This is a genomic window from Serratia sp. TSA_130.1, from assembly GCF_052691795.1.
On the sequence record NZ_JBQZFS010000007.1, the window covers coordinates 61,955 to 78,372 of the forward strand.

Consider the following 16,418-nt stretch of genomic DNA (forward strand, 5'->3'; position numbering starts at 1 on the left):
TAAAATTCATGTTTAATTGTTGAAAAAATCGATGTATTTATCATCATCACCATTTACGACTCCGATTCTATGCATTCCTTTCTTAACTAATAAATCATATCCAAGCGTATTTGGACCGATAGATACTAAATTTTTTTCAACTATTTTCTTATTTAAGTGATAACCTAACACTTCACAAAACAAGGTTATATGATCACCTGTTTTGATACGATTAATGACTTTAACTTCGATATTGGCAATGGCTTCAGCTATGCCAGGTATCTCAACATTAGGCAACTCTAATTTTGTAAATCCACACGTCGAAAATTTATCGACATCTCGACCGCTATAAAAACCGCACTGCATGGCTTCATTGGCTAACGACTTTCCTGGAATAGCTAAAACCACTTCCTTAGATTGCTCAGCTAAGTGATAAGAATAATTCCTATCTTCTATTGATATCGATATCATCGGTGGATTATAAGAGCACGTAGTTGTAAAGCATAACGTAATAATATTAAATCTATTTAATTCAAGATCGGAAAAAATGCCTAGCATTATTTTACTAGGTTGATAATATTCCCTGAGTTTTTTGCGGGTGATTTTAATCATTTAATAAATCTTCTCAAAACTTTCTCATATAGGAAAGTAGCAATTATAGAACAAACAATGTTGATAATTACAACCCACCACATAGGTTGATTCGAGTCGCTATTAATCCAGCCAGCCACAATAGTCGTTAATCCAAATTTATCTATCCAAAACGCAGATGCAGTGCCCAAGCCTAATGATGCCAGCCAAGACCAATATTTGATCTTTTTTTCTTGTTTTCTTAATAAGCTATCAATTGAATCAATATCAGAAACCAGCTTTATATATGCCCTTGATAATGCAATATCTGTCCGAACGGATTTTTTTTGTATAGCATCAATTGCTATAGAATTTTTAATTTCATCGAATAATTCTTTTAACTCAACTTTTTCGAAAGCAGACGTTAACTCCTTATCAATACTTTGCTTAACTTTTGTCGCTCGTACACCACTCCTTCCTTTATGAGTTATTGATGGTTCATCTGATAATTTTATAAACTCAACCCTGGCAAGGGGAATCCCTTCATCCATTGTTAAAGTTCGGTTGGAGTTATTGATTAACGTGATAGATATCTGACCTGTAAATCCCGGATCAACATAAGTATTTTCAGCTGAAAATCCAGCCATAAAAATCTGCCCGACAGTATTTACTCGAGCATAGACATTTTTAGGTAAAGAAAAAACTTCTTTAGAGTAGACTAGTATGGTATCGCCAGGGTTTGCGCAAACTTTCCCAGTAGACTCTTCTTTTTCATTTCGTTGAATATTACCTTTGTCGTCATATTTGATGAGCTCAAAACCAGCATCTAAAGATAACTCATATGTTGAATATTTAGCTTTGGTTTCATCTGCATTCTCACAAAATAATTGCGACAATGCTTTTTTAATAAAGTTATCCGTTAACATACCATTGGGATATTCTTTATCGCATAAAAGTGTCATTAGATTTTCCTTGACTAATCTTGTTTTAAATGAATAGATCAAATCTATTAGAACTTTCCATTACTATATCAAGCACGATCAATGCGATACAAGTAAAGTTGCATAACTGGGGAGTTTTATATGTTGAAATTGAAAATATCATTTTTTAGCTCGGTAACTCCAGCTTATCCTAGTGCACGTGATCGTATCCCGTTATGTAAGTGGAAAGGCTTCAACAGAAATGTGCTTTTTATCGCGCAACACGCTGCAGGTGCTGGGTCAGTTCAACGACGAGACCCGCTTTTGGCTTTGCACTGCATCGACTCGTTGAAACCAAAACACATACCGGATGGAAATATAATAATTCTCCAGATCAGCCCAAAAGTCTAGGCTCATCTGAGTTCATATAAGTCATCCGATCAACCGCATTCCTTTCATTCCCCCTTTGATAATGCTCCCACGATCTGCTGCCATAATAAAGTCAGCCCACCATTGCATCATAGGACGACGTTGCTCAAGGTAATCACTGCGGTTATAAGCGCGACGTACCTCATTTTTATCTACATGAGCCAGTGCTGCTTCAATGACATCAGGCGGAAATCCTTCCTCATTGAGTGCCGTACTGGCGATAGAACGTAAACCGTGTGATACGAGTACGCCTCCTAAGCCAGCACGCTTAAGTGCGGCATTAACTGTTTGGCTGTTCATTGGCTGGGTTGGTTTGATGCGACTGGGAAAGATAAACTCTCGGCCACCACTGAGTGACTTCATCATTTCCAGAATAGAGAGAGCCTCATCGGATAGTGGAACCGTATGATCCCGGTTCATCTTCATTCGAGCTGCAGGAATTTTCCATTCGCTAGCATTGAAATCGATCTCATCCCATCGAGCCTCAGTAGCTTCGGCAGGGCGGGTGATGGTGAGAAGTTGCCACATGAACAGGCATCTTGTGGACAGGCTGATACTTGCCGTACGCATGGTCTGCATTAGCTGCGGAAGTTGATCCGGCCGGATGCTTGGCATGTTTTTCTTTTGCGGTTTCTCGAAAGCTTTTCCGATGTTTACACTAGGAACAGCATCAATCAGGCCTGTGTTCTGCGCATAAATCATGACTTCGTTAATACGCTGACAAAGGCGGCGAACAGTCTCTAATGCCCCTCTGGCCTGAACCGGCTGAACTGCTTTAACCAGAGTATGAGCCTTAATCTCAGTGACGCTGATATCACCGATTGCCGGGAAAACATCTCTCTCAAGCGATCGCCAGATATCGTCGGCATAGTCCTCTGTTACGCTGGCTTTCTTCACATTCCACCAACGCTCCGCAACTAACAGGAAAGTGTTGGTTTTGGCTTCTTGAGAATTTCTAACCTGTTCTTTCTGATGTTCCTGAGGATCAATGTCTTTCGCTAACAGAACTCGAGATTCAGCTTTGAGTTTACGTGCATCAGAAAGGGAGACAGCAGGATAGGCTCCAAAGCTTTGCTTGGTTCGCTGTTTTGTCAGAGGTCGATAGTAACGGAATTGCCAGAGCTTACTGCCGCTGGACTTGATTAGCAGAGTAAGCCCGTCACCATCATACAGCTGGTAATCGGCAACTTTAGGTTTGGCGGCTTTGATTTCCGTATCGGTTAACGGCTTAGTTTTTCTTGCCATGGGGAGTCTCCCTGCGTTTAGGCCCAACGAAAACAATAGAGCTTTTCGTTGGGCCTATCAATGGGCCTAAAAGGTTCGGATTTAATTAGTTGGCATCAGACTTCGCGGGACAAATTCAAGGCACAAAAAAGCCCGCAGGGCTTGCGCCGTGCGGGCTCTTAGGACTTCATCGGATGACTCTGGTAATCACCGATGGAGAATTTTGGTGGAGCTGGGGGGATTTGAACCCCCGTCCGAAATTACTACACCGTCGGCACTACATGCTTAGTCCAATCTTTACATTCGCCGGCCAGCTGCGGATGGACACGCTACTGACAGACTAGCCTGATTGAGTTTAACGCTTCAGCCCCAGGCAGGACGTCCACGCGATCTCTTTTGGGTTTGACCTCTCTTGATCCCCGTCCTAAGAGCGGAGGCTAGGGAGAGAGGGCTCTAAGCAGGGTATTAAGCTGCTAAAGCGTAGTTTTCGTCGTTTGCGACTATTTTTTTGCGGCTTTTTACGAGGCCAACCGCCCCTCGGCATGCTCCTAGGGCTTCGCAAATCCCGTCGAATCCAGAATCAGCCCCAAGTAACTTTGTGCAGTATACCAGAAGTTTACTTCGATAAGCCAGCGGCTTAACGATTGGCATGCTTCATGATACGGGCTTTCGCCGTCTGCCATTCGCGATCTTTGATGTCATCGCGTTTGTCGTGCTCTTTCTTGCCTTTGGCTACGCCGATCTTGATCTTGCTCCAGGCATTTTTCCAATACAGGGACAAGGCCACCACGGTGTAGCCATCGCGGTTGACGCGGCCGAGCAGGGTATCCAGCTCGCGTCGTTTCAGCAGCAGTTTACGGGTACGCGTCGGATCGCACACCACATGCGACGAAGCCACGTTGAGCGGGGTGATGGTGGCGCCAAACAGATAGGCTTCACCGTCACGGAACGTCACGTAGCTGTCGCTGAGGTTGGCTTTGCCTGCACGCAGCGATTTAACTTCCCACCCTTGCAGCGACAGGCCCGCCTCGAACTCTTCTTCAATGAAGTATTCGAAACGCGCGCGCTTGTTTTGAGCAATGGTGGCGGAACCGGGTTTGTGTGCTTTTTTCTTTGTCATAGTGCGTTCATTATACTGGATGCTTCAGCGAAAGAAATCCTTTCCCGTTCAGCACCTGCGCAATTTTTCGCATTTTTGGCGCCCCCATCCCTTAGCAGATTTTTTGTTTGCCGCCAGATAAATGGTATTATCTGTACGTTTTATGTCTCACAGGAAATGATATGCCCCAGATCAGTCGGTCTGCATTAGTGCCGTTCAGCGCCGAGCAGATGTATCAGTTGGTTAACGATGTTCATTCTTATCCCGATTTTCTGCCAGGTTGCACCGGCAGCCGGGTGCTTAACGCTACCTCCAACGAAATGACCGCCGCGGTGGACGTCGCCAAGGCCGGTATCAGCAAGACCTTCACCACGCGCAATACGCTGCTGGATAACCAGAGCATCAATATGCAACTGGTCGATGGTCCGTTCCGCAAGCTGATGGGTGGCTGGCAGTTCACGCCGCTGAGCGAAGAGGCCTGCAAGGTGGAGCTGCACCTGGACTTCGAGTTCACCAACAAACTGATAGAGCTGGCATTCGGCAAGGTGTTCAAAGAGCTGGCGGGCAGCATGGTGCAGGCATTTACCCAGCGGGCGAAAGAGGTCTACAGTGTCTGACATCCAGGTCGAGGTGGTGTACGCCTTGCCGGAGCGTCAGTACCTGCGCAAGGTGAAACTGGCCGAGGGCAGCAGCGTCGAGCAGGCGATCCAGGCTTCGGGCCTGCTGGAGCTGCGCCAGGATATCGATCTCAAGAGCAACAAAATCGGCATCTACAGCCGCCCGGCCAAGCTGGGCGATACGCTGAACGACGGCGACCGGGTGGAGATCTACCGGCCGCTGATAGCCGATCCGAAAGAGCTGCGCCGGCAACGGGCAGAAAAGGCAAAAAAATAAGGCGCTATGAGCGCCTTATTTTTTTATCTGAAACTGATTTTCTCTTCCGCGTTGCAGCCTGCGACTGTCATGAGGAACATCATGCCCCCTCATGGGCCGAAAGAGCGGGCGGCGCCGATTACTTGGTCAGCGCCGGTTTGTTCTGGATATCGGTCAACACGCCTGCGCTGTCGAAGGTCAGCGTCAGCGTCTGCTGGGTGATGTCTTCATGGCCAGGCTGCTGGCGGAACACATAGAACCACGTCTGAGTCCCGAACGGGTCTTGCAGCATTGGGGTGCCCAATGTGTAAGCGACCTGTTGCTGGGTCATCCCTTTCTGAATTTTCGCCACGTCGGTCGACGTCAGGTAGTTCCCCTGGTTGATGTCAGGACGATAAACCACCTTTTCAAAAGTAGAACAGCCTGCAGTCAGCATCACAAGAACTACAGCGGCGGCAGTCAGCGTTTTACAGCGCATAGTAATCACATTCCTTTAGGGCATAGGATGCCGATGATAATAGACCTTGCGGCAGTTGGAAACCTTTATACCCTTCATCTTTCACGTTGCGACGCGTTGGCTTTCTTTCAGCACCTCAAGCGCTTGGCCTGTTTCAGGCCGTTGAGGAGGCTTAGGATCGCCGCCGCGCCGCACTTTAGATATCTTTCGGGTCAACAGCGTCACTGTCAGACCGCAGGAAAGTGAAAAAGTTGAGCTTTTTTATGCCGCCAGCAGTTCTTTGGCGTTCGCCAGCGTATTACGGGTGACTTCGCTGCCGCCGAGCAGGCGCGCCAGCTCCTGCAGCCGGGCGCGTTTATCCAGCGGCGCCATCTGGGTTTCGGTGACCGTGCCGTCGGTCTGTTTGCTGACGAACAGGTGCTGATGCCCGCATCCGGCCACCTGCGGCAGGTGGGTCACGCACATCACCTGGGTGGATTCGCCGAGCTGGCGCAGCAGGCGGCCAACGATGGCGGCGGTCGGGCCGCTGATGCCCACGTCCACCTCATCGAAGATCAGCGCTGGGGTTTCCATCTTGCGGGCGGTGATCACCTGTATGGCCAGCGCGATGCGCGACAGCTCACCGCCGGAGGCGACCTTCGCCAGCGGTTGCAGCGGCTGCCCCGGGTTGGTGGAGACGCAGAACTCGGTGCGGCTGGCTCCTTCGGCGCTCAGGTGCTGCGGTTCGAAGCGCACATCGATGTTGAACTTGCCGTGCGGCATGGAGAGCGCCTGCATGCTGTCGGTGATGAGCGTGGTCAGCTCGGCGGCGTAATGCAGGCGTTTCTGATGCAGCTGCTCTGCCAGCGCCAGCGCCTGCTGGTGATGCAGGGTGACCGCCTCGTTCAGGTGTTCATGGTCGCTTTCCTGCTGTGAAAGCAGCTGCTGTTCATCCAGCAACTGCTGATGCAGCTGCGGCAGCTCTTCCGGCGCGACCTGATGTTTGCGCGCCAGGCTGATTTGGCGCGACAGGCGCTGTTCCAGCTCGTGCAGGCGGTTGGGATCGAGATCCATGCGATCGGCGTAGTGGCGCAGCTCGTCGCTGGCTTCGCTGATCTGGATAGAGGCCTCTTCCAGCATGTCCAGTAGGCCGCTGAGCTTGTCGTCCAGCCCGGCCAACTCGAGCAGCAGGTGCTTGGCGCTGTAGAGCTGGCTGAGCATGTTGTTCTCGTCGCTGTCGGCCAGCAGCTGCAGCGTTTGCTGGCTGAGGGTCAGCAGTTGGCCGCTGTTGGCCAGGCGCTTGTACTCGGCGTCGGTCTGTTCGAACTCGCCGGCCTGCGGCGCGAATTCGTTCAGCTCTTTCAATTGGTATTGCAGCAGCTGCTTGCGCGCTTCGCGCTCGATGGACTGCTGCTGATGGTGCGCCAGCTCGCGGCAGCTCTGGTGCCAGCGTTGGTAGGCCTGGCTCATCGCCGCCAGCAGGGCGGGCTCGTCGGCGTAGGCGTCGAGCAGCGCTTTCTGGTGCTCCGGCTTGAGCAGCAGCTGATGGGCGTGTTGGCCATGTATTTGGATCAGGCGTTGCCCCAGCTCGCGCAGCTGCGACAGCGGCACGGCGGTGCCGTTGATAAAGCCGCGCGAACGGCCGTCGGCGTTGATCACCCGCCGCAGCAGGCATTCGTTGCTGTCGTCCAGCTGGTTCTGCTCCAGCCACGCGCGCGCGGACGGGGTGTCCGCCAGCGAGAAGCGGGCGCAAATGTCGGCACGGGCGGCTCCCAGGCGAACCACGTTGCCGTCGGCGCGGTTGCCGAGGCACAGCCCCAGCGCATCGATGGCGATGGATTTGCCGGCGCCGGTTTCACCGGTGATCGCCGTCATGCCCGGTTGAAAATCGATTTCCAACTCACGAACGATAGCAAAGTTGCTGATGGTTAATTGCGCCAGCATGGGAACCTTCCTGTGTATAAACACATAACTGTAGTTTCATACAGTATAAACTGGTTTTATATACAGTAAAGTGGCCGATGCAGATTTTAGAATAATTTTTTCGACCAGCCCAACTTGGTGCTTAACGTGTTGAAATAGCTGTAGTCCTTCGGGTGAATCAGGTTCAGATGGAAGTTGCTGCGGCGGATCAGCACTTCTTCGCCTTCCTGGATCGGCAGTGCGATCTGGCTGTCGCAGCTGATCTCCAGATCGCTGCCGATCTGCGAGAATTTCAGGCGGATGGTGCTGTCGCCGTTGATCACCAGCGGCCGGGCGGAGAGAGTGTGCGGGAACATCGGCACCAGCGCGATCGCCTCCAGCGACGGGGTGAGGATCGGCCCGCCGGCGGAGAGCGAGTAGGCGGTGGAGCCGGTCGGCGTGGCGATGATCAGGCCGTCGGAGCGCTGCGAGAAGGCGAAGCGATCGTCGATATACACCTCGAATTCGATCATGTGTGCCACTTTGCCGGGGTGCAGCACCACTTCGTTGATGGCGGTGCTGATGCGGCACTGCTGGTGCTCTTTATGCACGATGGTTTCCAGCAGGAAACGCTGTTCGTCGATGTACTCGCCTTCCAGCACGTCCGCCAGCTGCTGCAGGGCGTTGTCGGGATCGAGATCGGTGAGGAAACCGAGGTTGCCGCGGTTGACTCCGATTACCTTGATGTCGTAGCGCGCCAGCACGCGCGCGGCGCCGAGCATGTTGCCGTCGCCGCCGACCACCACCGCCAGATCGGCGCGCTGGCCGATATCCGCCAGGCTGCCGGTGACGGCGTCTTTCAGCCCCAAATCATGGGCGATTTGGCGTTCGACCATCACCGAATAGCCGCGGGCGACCAGCCAGTGGAACAGCATCTCGTGGGTTGCCAGCGCTGAAGGGTGACGCGGGTGGCCAACAATGCCAATACAGGCGAATTTTTTATTCATTTGTTGTGATTTTCCTCACCGGGACCCGTTTATGCCCCACATTGTGACCGGTTGACTTGAAACCCCGGTTTTGATCCCCATAATAAGCCAAGTTGCGAGATTAATGCTAAAACGCGGAGATATTCATGAGTAGTAAAGAACAGAAGACGCCAAACGAGCAAGTCTCGGAAGAAATGGAACAACACGCTCATCACGAGGATACGCTGCCGGAAGCGGCGGAAGGCGTCGATCTGCGCGATGCGCGTATCGCCGAACTGGAAGCCCAACTGGCGGAAGCTCAGCAGCACGAGCGCGACAGCCTGCTGCGCGCCAAAGCGGAAGCGGAGAACATCCGTCGCCGCGCCGAACTGGACGTCGAGAAAGCGCACAAGTTCGCCCTGGAGAAATTCTCCGGCGATCTGCTGCCGGTGATCGACAACCTGGAGCGCGCGCTGGATCTGGCGGATAAAAACAATCCGGAACTGGCCGCGATGATCGAAGGCATCGAGCTGACGCTGAAATCGCTGCTGGACGTGGTGCGCAAGTACGGCATCGAAATCGTCGGCGACGTCAACGTGCCGTTCAACCCGGAAGTGCATCAGGCGATGAGCATGATGGAATCCGCCGATCACCAGCCGAACCACGTGATGATGGTGATGCAGAAAGGCTATACGCTGAACGGCCGCCTGCTGCGTCCGGCGATGGTCGCGGTCTCCAAAGCCAAGGCGTAATCGCCCCGGCAACGGCATAAAGAAAGGCACCCGAGGGTGCCTTTTTTGTCTCTGGACTACGCCTGCGGCAGGCGCGGCATCCAGTCGATCGGCGTGAGCCCTTGCTGCTCCAGCAGCTGATTGGCCTGCGAGAAGTGGCGGCAGCCGAGGAAACCGCGGTGCGCGGAGAGCGGCGACGGGTGCGGCGCCTTCAGCACATGGTGGCGGTTGCGGTCGATAAAGTTGCCTTTCTTCTGCGCGTGCGAGCCCCACAGCAGGAACACCACGCCTTCGCGGTTCTCGTTCAGGGCGGCGATCACTTTATCGGTAAAGGTTTCCCAGCCCAGGTTGGCGTGCGAGTGCGCGCGGCCGCCTTCCACCGTCAGCACGGTATTGAGCAGCAGCACCCCCTGTTCGGCCCAGCTTTGCAGGTAGCCGTGATCCGGGCGTTCGAAACCGGGAATGTCGGTCGCCAGCTCTTTATACATGTTCACCAGCGACGGCGGCGCCGGCACGCCGGGGCGCACCGAGAAAGAGAGGCCGTGCGCCTGATTGGGGCCGTGGTAGGGATCCTGGCCGAGGATGACGACTTTGACGTCCGCCAGCTCGGTAAAGCGGAACGCGTTGAACACGTCTTTCTGCGGTGGATAAATGGTCTTACCGGCCTGGCGCTCAGCGGCAACAAAGGCGAGCGTTTCAACAAAATAGGGCTGCTCTTTCTCTTTGCCGATCACGTCATGCCAGGTGAGGGAGGTGGCCATAAACGCTCTCCTTTGTTTTCTTTAGCAATTCATGGGCTATAGCTTACCGTGTCGGCCCGCGCAGCGAAACCCGCTTTTCATTTCTCACTGTCACGCGTAATGCAATTATTTTTGAAAATTTACAAAAATAATTGGTTTTTGCCGCAGTGGGAAAATTGATATAAAACATAAATTTGCCCCTTCACGCCTTGTGCCTACCCGGTAAAAATTGACTTTAATCAAAGAACTGGCACGGTCAGGCTGGTATACAGAACAACAAGACAACAATGGTTTTACCAAATGGCCGAAACCAGAATTGGGTTTTCTCACGATGTGAATTTTTACGCCCTTGTACGGAGGCAACATAATGATTACCGGTATTCAAATTACCAAAGCGAACGACCAGGCGCTGGTGAATTCTTTCTGGCTGCTGGACGATGAAAAAGCGGAAGCTCGCTGCGTGTGCGCCAAGGCCAACTACGCGGAAGATCAGGTTGTCGCGGTCAGCGATCTGGGCCAGATCGAATACCGTGAAGTGCCGCTGGAAATGCAGCCGACCGTGCGCGTGGAAGGCGGCCAGCACCTGAACGTCAACGTGCTGCGTCGCGAAACCCTGGAAGACGCGGTCAAGCATCCGGAAAAATACCCGCAGCTGACCATCCGAGTGTCCGGCTATGCGGTGCGTTTCAATTCCCTGACGCCGGAACAGCAGCGCGACGTTATCGCCCGCACCTTTACCGAAAGCCTGTAATTTGCGGCGCAGTCAATCAGGGAGCTACGGCTCCCTTTTCTGCGTTTGGCGGCCGAAAACCGAACGCGGATCACATTCTGTACAAAGATAAGCATTTCTAATACAGAACTCATCCGACCTGCCGATAGCTAAATCAGCACCTATTCAGGTGCTCAATAAAAAGTCTATCGACAAGGAGTCGGCATGAGTATGCCTTTAAGTTTTACCTCTGCAGTATCCCCGGTGGCCGCGATCCCTACACCTCGCGCCGCTGCCGAGACGGCGACGGCGGCGCAGCCTGCGGCAGCGCCGGCAAATCCGGCGCCGGTGGCCTCTCCCTCTCAGAACACGCTCAATGCGCAGAATCTGTTGAATACGCTGGTCGGCGATATCTCCGCGGCGGCGCCGACGGCGGTTGCGCCGGGCGTGACCCGGGGACAACAATCTCAGGAAGGCGATTATGCGTTGGCGCTGTTGGCCAAGGACGTTTACTCGCTGAACGGCCAGGGCGCCGCCGGGTTCAACCGTCTGAGCGACAGCGCGTTGCTCGGGTTCGGCATCGATCCCGCCAGCCTGCACGACGCGGGCAGCGGTTTCCAGGCCGGGATTTACAGCAACGACAAGCAGTATGTGTTGGCGTTCGCCGGCACCAACGACTGGCGCGACTGGCTGAGCAACGTGCGGCAGGCGACGGGGTATGACGATGTGCAGTACAATCAGGCGGTTGCCGCCGCCAAAAGCGCCAAGGCGGCCTTCGGCGATGCGCTGGTGATCGCCGGTCATTCGCTCGGCGGCGGTCTGGCGGCCACGGCGGCGCTGGCGACCGGCACCGTCGCGGTCACCTTCAATGCGGCCGGGGTCTCGGATTACACCCTGAATCGCCTGGGGATCGCTCCGGCGGCGGCGAAGAAAGACGCCGAAGCCGGGGGCATTCGCCGTTACAGCGAGCAATATGACATGCTGACCAGCACCCAGGAATCGACTTCGCTGATCCCGGACGCCATCGGCCACAACATTACCCTGGCCAACAACGATACCCTGACCGGCATCGATGACTGGCGGCCGAGCAAACATCTGGATCGCAGCCTGACGGCGCACGGCATCGACAAGGTGATAAGCTCGATGGCGGAACAAAAGCCGTGGGAGGCGAAGGCCAATGCCTGAAGGGCGTCGCTTGCGGCGGGCGCTGGCGATAGCCTTACTGGCGCTGGTCGCGGTGACCGGTTTACTGATGATGGCTAAGGAGCAACAGATGGGGCAGGAGATTTCACCGTTTGACGGCCGCAGCAACCAGGCGCTGGCTCAGGCGGTGGCGCGCGGCGATACGCAGGGCATCGGTGCGCAGGCCACACAGGAGCGCTTGCGCGAACGGGGCGAGCGGCAGGTCACGCTGTTGCAGTGGGCAGTGCTTTCGCAGCAGCCGGTCAGCGTGCAGACGTTGCTGGCGCTCGGTGCCGACCCGGCGACGGCGGGGCTGGACGGCAACAGCGCGCTGCACACCGCGGCGATGTTGCAAGACGCACAGTATCTGCGGTTGTTGCTGACCGAAGGGGCGCCGGTGAACGTGCGCAATGCCGTTACCGGCGCCACGCCGCTCGCGGCGGCGGTGCTGGCCGGGCGTGAGGAGCAGCTGCGGCTGCTGCTGGCGGCCGGGGCGGACACCACGTTGAGCGATCGGCTGGGGGATACCCCGCTGCATCTGGCGGCGAAGATCAACGCGCCGCACCTGGCGCTGTTGCTGTTGCAGGCCGGTGCCGATGCCCGGGCGCGCAATCAGCAGGGTTATGCGTTCCAGTTTTACTTCTCGCAAACGCCGGCGCATTTGCAGAATGACGAGCTGAAGGTGCAGTTCCGCGAGCTGGATAAATGGCTGCAGGGGCGCCGCCTGGCCACGCATTACGCGCAGCAGTAAACGCCCATAAAAAAACCGCCTGCACAGGCGGTTTTTTCTTAGGCAGCGGCGGTTATTGCGCGTCGCCGGCCGGTTTGGCCTTCGCCTGACGGCGTTTGCCGACGTTTTTGGCGTCGCGATGGCGCACTTTCACCTTGGCCTTTTCTTTGTTCTTCGCCTTGTCTTCCGCGCGCTTGGCCAGCACTTTCTTCGACGGTTTACCGTTGCTCTTCTCGTTCGGCACCTTGGTTTTCGGCCGCAGTTCGTCGATCACGCGCGCTTTCAGCGGCTCGTTCAGGTAACGGCCCACTTTGCCCAGCAGCAGATGGTCGTGCGCTTCCACCAGCGAAATGGCAGTGCCTTTGCGCCCGGCGCGGCCGGTACGGCCGATGCGGTGCAGGTAGGTATCCGCCGTGCGCGGCATGTCGAAGTTGAACACGTGGGTGATATCGAGGATATCCAGGCCGCGCGCGGCAACGTCGGTGGCCACCAGCACGTTAACCCGGCCATCCATCATGCGTTTGACGGCTTCGTTGCGTTTGGCCTGCACCATTTCGCCTTCGAGATAGCAGGTGTTGATACCCGCTTCGCGCAGCCAGGTGGCCAGTTCGTGCACGCGCTCGCGCTTGCGCACGAAGATCACTGATTTCTGCACGTCCGGCTGCTTCAGCAGGTGGATCAGCAGCGCGGTTTTGTGCTGCACGTCATCGGCGCGATAGTACCATTGCAGGATCTTTTTGCGTTCGCGGCGCGACGGATCGGCTTCCACTTCCACCGGCTCTTTCAGGATGCGCTCGGCGAATTCGCGGATCGCTTCGCCTTCCAGCGTGGCGGAGAACAGCAGCGTCTGGTTGCGCCAGCGGGTTTCGGCAGAGATGGTTTCGATGTCCTGCGCGAAGCCCATGTCGAGCATGCGGTCGGCTTCGTCGAGGATCAGGGTTTCCACCGCGCGGCAGTCGAAGTTCTCTTCTTTAATGTATTGCAGCAAGCGGCCGGTGGTGGCGACCACCACGTCCTGGTTTTCGCTGAACACTTCCGCGTGGTTCATGTAAGCGACGCCGCCGGTGATGGTGGCGATATCCAGCGAGGTATGAGCAGCCAATTCACGCGCCTGGTCGGCGACCTGCATCGCCAGTTCACGCGTTGGCGTCAGGATCAGCACGCGCGGCGGGCCGGATTTTTTGCGTGGAAAGTCCAGCAGGTGCTGCAACACGGGCAGCAGGAAGGCGGCGGTTTTGCCGGTGCCGGTCGGAGCCGAACCTAAGACGTCGCGCCCGTCCATCGCCGGCGGGATCGCAGCGGCCTGAATGGCGGTGGGGCGATCGTAGCCTTTGTCGCGCAGCGCGTCGATCAGGCGATCATCGAGTTCGAGTTCGGAAAAAGTGGTTGCTGTCATGGTCTACCTCTACTTGGGGCGCCGATTATAGACGGGTTGGCCGCGATCTTCACCTATTTAAGCGGAAAGCCGCTCTTTTCCCGCCGATCAGATTGCCTTATGCTACGCCAGTTTTATAGCCAGGTGGTGAGTGTGAGCAAGCGATCGAAAGCCGATTTTACCCCGCGCCGCGGGGGTTTTACCTTTAAACAATTCTTTGTCGCCCACGATCGTTGCGCCATGAAAGTGGGCACCGACGGGGTGCTGCTCGGCGCCTGGGCGCCGCTGGGGCAGGCGCGCCGGGTGCTGGACATCGGCAGCGGCAGCGGGCTGATCGCGCTGATGCTGGCGCAGCGCAGCGGCGACGAAGTGACCATCGACGCGGTGGAGCTGGATGAAGCCGCCGCCGGCCAGGCGCGCGAAAACGCGGCGGAATCGCCGTGGCCGCAGCGCATCCGCGTGCATGCGCAGGATATTCACCATTATGCGCAGCAGCATGCCGCTGAGTATGATCTGATCGTCAGCAATCCGCCTTATTTTGAGCCGGCGGTGGCCTGCCGCGATCAGGCGCGCCACAACGCGCGCTACACCGAAACCCTGACGCACGAGGCGCTGTTGGCCTGCGCCGCGCAGCTGTTGGCCGCGCAGGGCACGTTCTGCGTGGTGCTGCCGCACGACATCGGCGCCGAATTCGAACGCCTGGCGCAGCAAAGCGGTTGGCACACGGCGGCGAAAGTGAACGTCAGCGATCGGGCCGATACGCCGCTGCACCGGATGTTGCTGGCGCTGACGCGGCGGGAAACGCCGCTGCGGGAGCAGGCGCTGGCGATCAAACAGGCCGACGGCAGCTATACCGACGATTTCCGCCGGTTGATCACCGACTTCTACCTGTTCTACTGAAAAGAAAAGGGCGCCGATAAGGCGCCCTGTCGCAGAGTTTAAGGTTGCAAAATGGTCGGCAGCGCTTCCGGCAGCAAATCCGGGTAGTCCAGCGTGTAGTGCAGGCCGCGGCTCTCTTTGCGCGCCATGGCGCTGCGCACGATAAGCTCGGCCACCTGCACCAGATTGCGCAGCTCCAGCAGGTTGTTGGAGATGCGGAAGTGCGCGTAGTACTCGTCGATTTCCGCCTGCAGCGTGTTGATGCGGCGCAGGGCGCGCTCAAGGCGCTTGGTGGTGCGCACGATGCCGACGTAATCCCACATGAACAGCCGCAGCTCGTGCCAGTTGTGTTGAATCACCACCCGTTCGTCCGCATCGTCCACCCGGCTTTCATCCCAGTGCGGCACCTGTTTGGCCTGCTGGATGAACGGCAGGCGCTGCAGAATGTCTTCCGCCGCCGACCAACCGTAAACCAGGCACTCCAGCAGCGAGTTCGACGCCATGCGATTGGCGCCGTGCAGGCCGGTGTAGCTGACCTCGCCGATGGCGTACAGCCCGTCGAGATCGGTGCGGCCGTGCTGATCGACCATCACGCCGCCGCAGGTGTAGTGCGCCGCCGGGACGATGGGGATCGGTTGCCGAGTCAGATCGAAGCCCAGCGTCAGCAGCTTTTCGTGGATCATCGGGAAATGCTGGGTGATGAACTCCGCCGGCTTGTGGCTGATATCCAGGTACATGCAGTCGGCACCCAGGCGCTTCATTTCATGGTCGATGGCGCGGGCGACGATATCGCGCGGGGCCAGTTCGCCACGCGGGTCGAAATCGGGCATAAAGCGGCTGCCGTCCGGGCGCTTCAGGTAAGCCCCTTCGCCGCGCAGCGCTTCGGTCAGCAGGAAGTTGCGCGCCTGTGGGTGGAACAGGCAGGTCGGGTGGAACTGGTTGAACTCCAGGTTGGCGACCCGGCAGCCGGCGCGCCAGGCCATGGCGATGCCGTCGCCGGAGGAGATGTCCGGGTTGGTGGTGTATTGGTATACCTTGGCCGCGCCGCCGGTGGCCAGCACCACCGTTTTGGCGCGGTAGGTTTCCACCCGCTCGAGCTCGCGGTTCCAGACGTAAGCGCCCACGACTCGGCGGGTGCCCGGCAGGCCGATTTTGTTCGAGGTAATAAGGTCAACCGCGTTGCGGCGTTCCATCACGCAAATATTGGGGTGAGCGCTTGCTTTCCCCACCAGCGTGGTCTCTACTTCCTTACCGGTAGCGTCCGCGGCGTGCAGGATGCGGCGATGGCTGTGGCCGCCTTCGCGCGTGAGGTGATAATGCGCCTCGCCCTGCGCGTTGACCTCGGTGTCGAACAGCACACCCTGATCGATCAGCCACTGCACGCAGTGGCGCGCGTTGCCGGCGATGAATTCGACGGCCTCTTTGTCGCACAGGCCGGCGCCGGCAATCAAAGTGTCATCAACGTGTGAGGCAATGCTGTCCGTCTCATCGAACACCGCGGCGATCCCGCCTTGGGCGTAAAAGGTGGCCCCCTCGCTGAGCGGCCCCTTGCTGAGAACGGTAACCTTGCAATGCTGCGCCAGGCGCAGCGCCAGTGACAGGCCCGCAGCGCCGCTGCCGACGATCAGTACATCGCTAACATGTTCAGATGATGGTTGCATAACGTATGATGTGT

17 protein-coding genes and 1 other RNA gene are annotated in these 16,418 nt (G+C 56.3%); 7 read left to right on the forward strand and 11 right to left on the reverse strand.

Annotated features, from left to right (window positions below):
• Positions 1-12 precede the first annotated feature (12 nt).
• The 5 genes from ACUTQY_RS20575 to smpB all read right to left on the reverse strand — a co-directional run bounded on the left by ACUTQY_RS20575 (position 13) and on the right by smpB (position 4,242).
• Complete coding sequence (locus ACUTQY_RS20575) at positions 13-591, reverse strand: flavin reductase family protein (protein ID WP_072055851.1); 579 nt, start codon at positions 589-591, stop codon at positions 13-15.
• On the reverse strand, positions 588-1,511 hold the full coding sequence (locus ACUTQY_RS20580) for a dCTP deaminase domain-containing protein (RefSeq protein WP_072055850.1): 924 nt from the start codon (positions 1,509-1,511) through the stop codon (positions 588-590). Before ACUTQY_RS20580 ends, ACUTQY_RS20575 begins: the two co-directional genes overlap by 4 nt.
• A gap of 390 nt (positions 1,512-1,901) precedes the next feature.
• Positions 1,902-3,143 (reverse strand): integrase domain-containing protein, encoded by a 1,242-nt coding sequence (locus ACUTQY_RS20585; RefSeq protein ID WP_197779066.1) that lies wholly within the window; start codon positions 3,141-3,143, stop codon positions 1,902-1,904.
• Positions 3,144-3,346: 203 nt separating this feature from the next.
• Positions 3,347-3,710, reverse strand: a transfer-messenger RNA (tmRNA) gene (gene ssrA, locus ACUTQY_RS20590).
• A 49-nt stretch (positions 3,711-3,759) separates the two neighbouring features.
• The gene (gene smpB / locus ACUTQY_RS20595; RefSeq protein WP_033654311.1) at positions 3,760-4,242 is read right to left on the reverse strand and encodes an SsrA-binding protein SmpB; all 483 of its coding nucleotides are present in this window, start codon (positions 4,240-4,242) and stop codon (positions 3,760-3,762) included.
• 161 nt (positions 4,243-4,403) lie between these two features.
• Here smpB and ACUTQY_RS20600 point away from each other — a divergent pair, with 161 nt between their 5' ends.
• Together ACUTQY_RS20600 and ACUTQY_RS20605 are read left to right on the forward strand one after the other, a co-directional pair.
• Positions 4,404-4,838: a type II toxin-antitoxin system RatA family toxin gene (locus tag ACUTQY_RS20600; protein ID WP_004929096.1), complete on the forward strand. Its 435-nt coding sequence runs from the start codon at positions 4,404-4,406 to the stop codon at positions 4,836-4,838.
• A complete protein-coding gene (locus ACUTQY_RS20605; protein WP_004929098.1) occupies positions 4,831-5,115 on the forward strand; it encodes an RnfH family protein in 285 nt (94 codons plus the stop codon). The genes ACUTQY_RS20600 and ACUTQY_RS20605 overlap by 8 nt, the downstream gene beginning before the upstream one ends.
• A gap of 118 nt (positions 5,116-5,233) precedes the next feature.
• Here the strand turns inward: ACUTQY_RS20605 and bamE are convergent, their stop codons facing one another.
• From bamE to nadK, 3 genes are all read right to left on the reverse strand, one after another.
• On the reverse strand, positions 5,234-5,572 hold the full coding sequence (gene bamE, locus ACUTQY_RS20610) for an outer membrane protein assembly factor BamE (protein WP_004929101.1): 339 nt from the start codon (positions 5,570-5,572) through the stop codon (positions 5,234-5,236).
• A 240-nt stretch (positions 5,573-5,812) separates the two neighbouring features.
• Entirely contained in the window at positions 5,813-7,474 is a 1,662-nt protein-coding gene (gene recN, locus ACUTQY_RS20615) for a DNA repair protein RecN (RefSeq protein ID WP_033644129.1), read from the reverse strand.
• 86 nt (positions 7,475-7,560) lie between these two features.
• Positions 7,561-8,439 (reverse strand): NAD(+) kinase, encoded by an 879-nt coding sequence (nadK, locus tag ACUTQY_RS20620; protein ID WP_004929107.1) that lies wholly within the window; start codon positions 8,437-8,439, stop codon positions 7,561-7,563.
• Between the two features lie 125 nt (positions 8,440-8,564).
• Here nadK and grpE point away from each other — a divergent pair, with 125 nt between their 5' ends.
• A complete protein-coding gene (gene grpE / locus ACUTQY_RS20625; RefSeq protein ID WP_025159545.1) occupies positions 8,565-9,149 on the forward strand; it encodes a nucleotide exchange factor GrpE in 585 nt (194 codons plus the stop codon).
• Between the two features lie 56 nt (positions 9,150-9,205).
• Here grpE and ung read toward each other — a convergent pair whose 3' ends face one another.
• Complete coding sequence (gene ung, locus ACUTQY_RS20630) at positions 9,206-9,889, reverse strand: uracil-DNA glycosylase (protein WP_004929112.1); 684 nt, start codon at positions 9,887-9,889, stop codon at positions 9,206-9,208.
• Between the two features lie 346 nt (positions 9,890-10,235).
• On the opposite strand from ung, the gene grcA reads away from it, so the two are divergent.
• From grcA to ACUTQY_RS20645, 3 genes are all read left to right on the forward strand, one after another.
• Positions 10,236-10,619 carry an autonomous glycyl radical cofactor GrcA gene (grcA, locus tag ACUTQY_RS20635; protein WP_004929114.1) on the forward strand — a complete coding sequence of 128 codons (384 nt, stop codon included), beginning with the start codon at positions 10,236-10,238 and terminating at the stop codon, positions 10,617-10,619.
• Positions 10,620-10,802: 183 nt separating this feature from the next.
• Positions 10,803-11,762, forward strand: a complete 960-nt coding sequence (locus ACUTQY_RS20640) for a phospholipase (RefSeq protein WP_342188144.1) — start codon at positions 10,803-10,805, stop codon at positions 11,760-11,762.
• Positions 11,755-12,510 carry an ankyrin repeat domain-containing protein gene (locus ACUTQY_RS20645; protein ID WP_046687674.1) on the forward strand — a complete coding sequence of 252 codons (756 nt, stop codon included), beginning with the start codon at positions 11,755-11,757 and terminating at the stop codon, positions 12,508-12,510. The genes ACUTQY_RS20640 and ACUTQY_RS20645 overlap by 8 nt, the downstream gene beginning before the upstream one ends.
• Before the next feature lie 52 nt (positions 12,511-12,562).
• On the opposite strand, the gene srmB is transcribed toward ACUTQY_RS20645, so the two are convergent.
• Positions 12,563-13,885, reverse strand: a complete 1,323-nt coding sequence (gene srmB, locus ACUTQY_RS20650) for an ATP-dependent RNA helicase SrmB (RefSeq protein WP_004929122.1) — start codon at positions 13,883-13,885, stop codon at positions 12,563-12,565.
• A 99-nt stretch (positions 13,886-13,984) separates the two neighbouring features.
• Here srmB and trmN point away from each other — a divergent pair, with 99 nt between their 5' ends.
• Positions 13,985-14,764 (forward strand): tRNA(1)(Val) (adenine(37)-N(6))-methyltransferase TrmN, encoded by a 780-nt coding sequence (gene trmN / locus ACUTQY_RS20655; RefSeq protein ID WP_033644126.1) that lies wholly within the window; start codon positions 13,985-13,987, stop codon positions 14,762-14,764.
• 38 nt (positions 14,765-14,802) lie between these two features.
• Here trmN and nadB read toward each other — a convergent pair whose 3' ends face one another.
• A complete protein-coding gene (nadB, locus tag ACUTQY_RS20660) occupies positions 14,803-16,404 on the reverse strand; it encodes an L-aspartate oxidase (protein ID WP_016929796.1) in 1,602 nt (533 codons plus the stop codon).
• Positions 16,405-16,418: the final 14 nt, after the last annotated feature.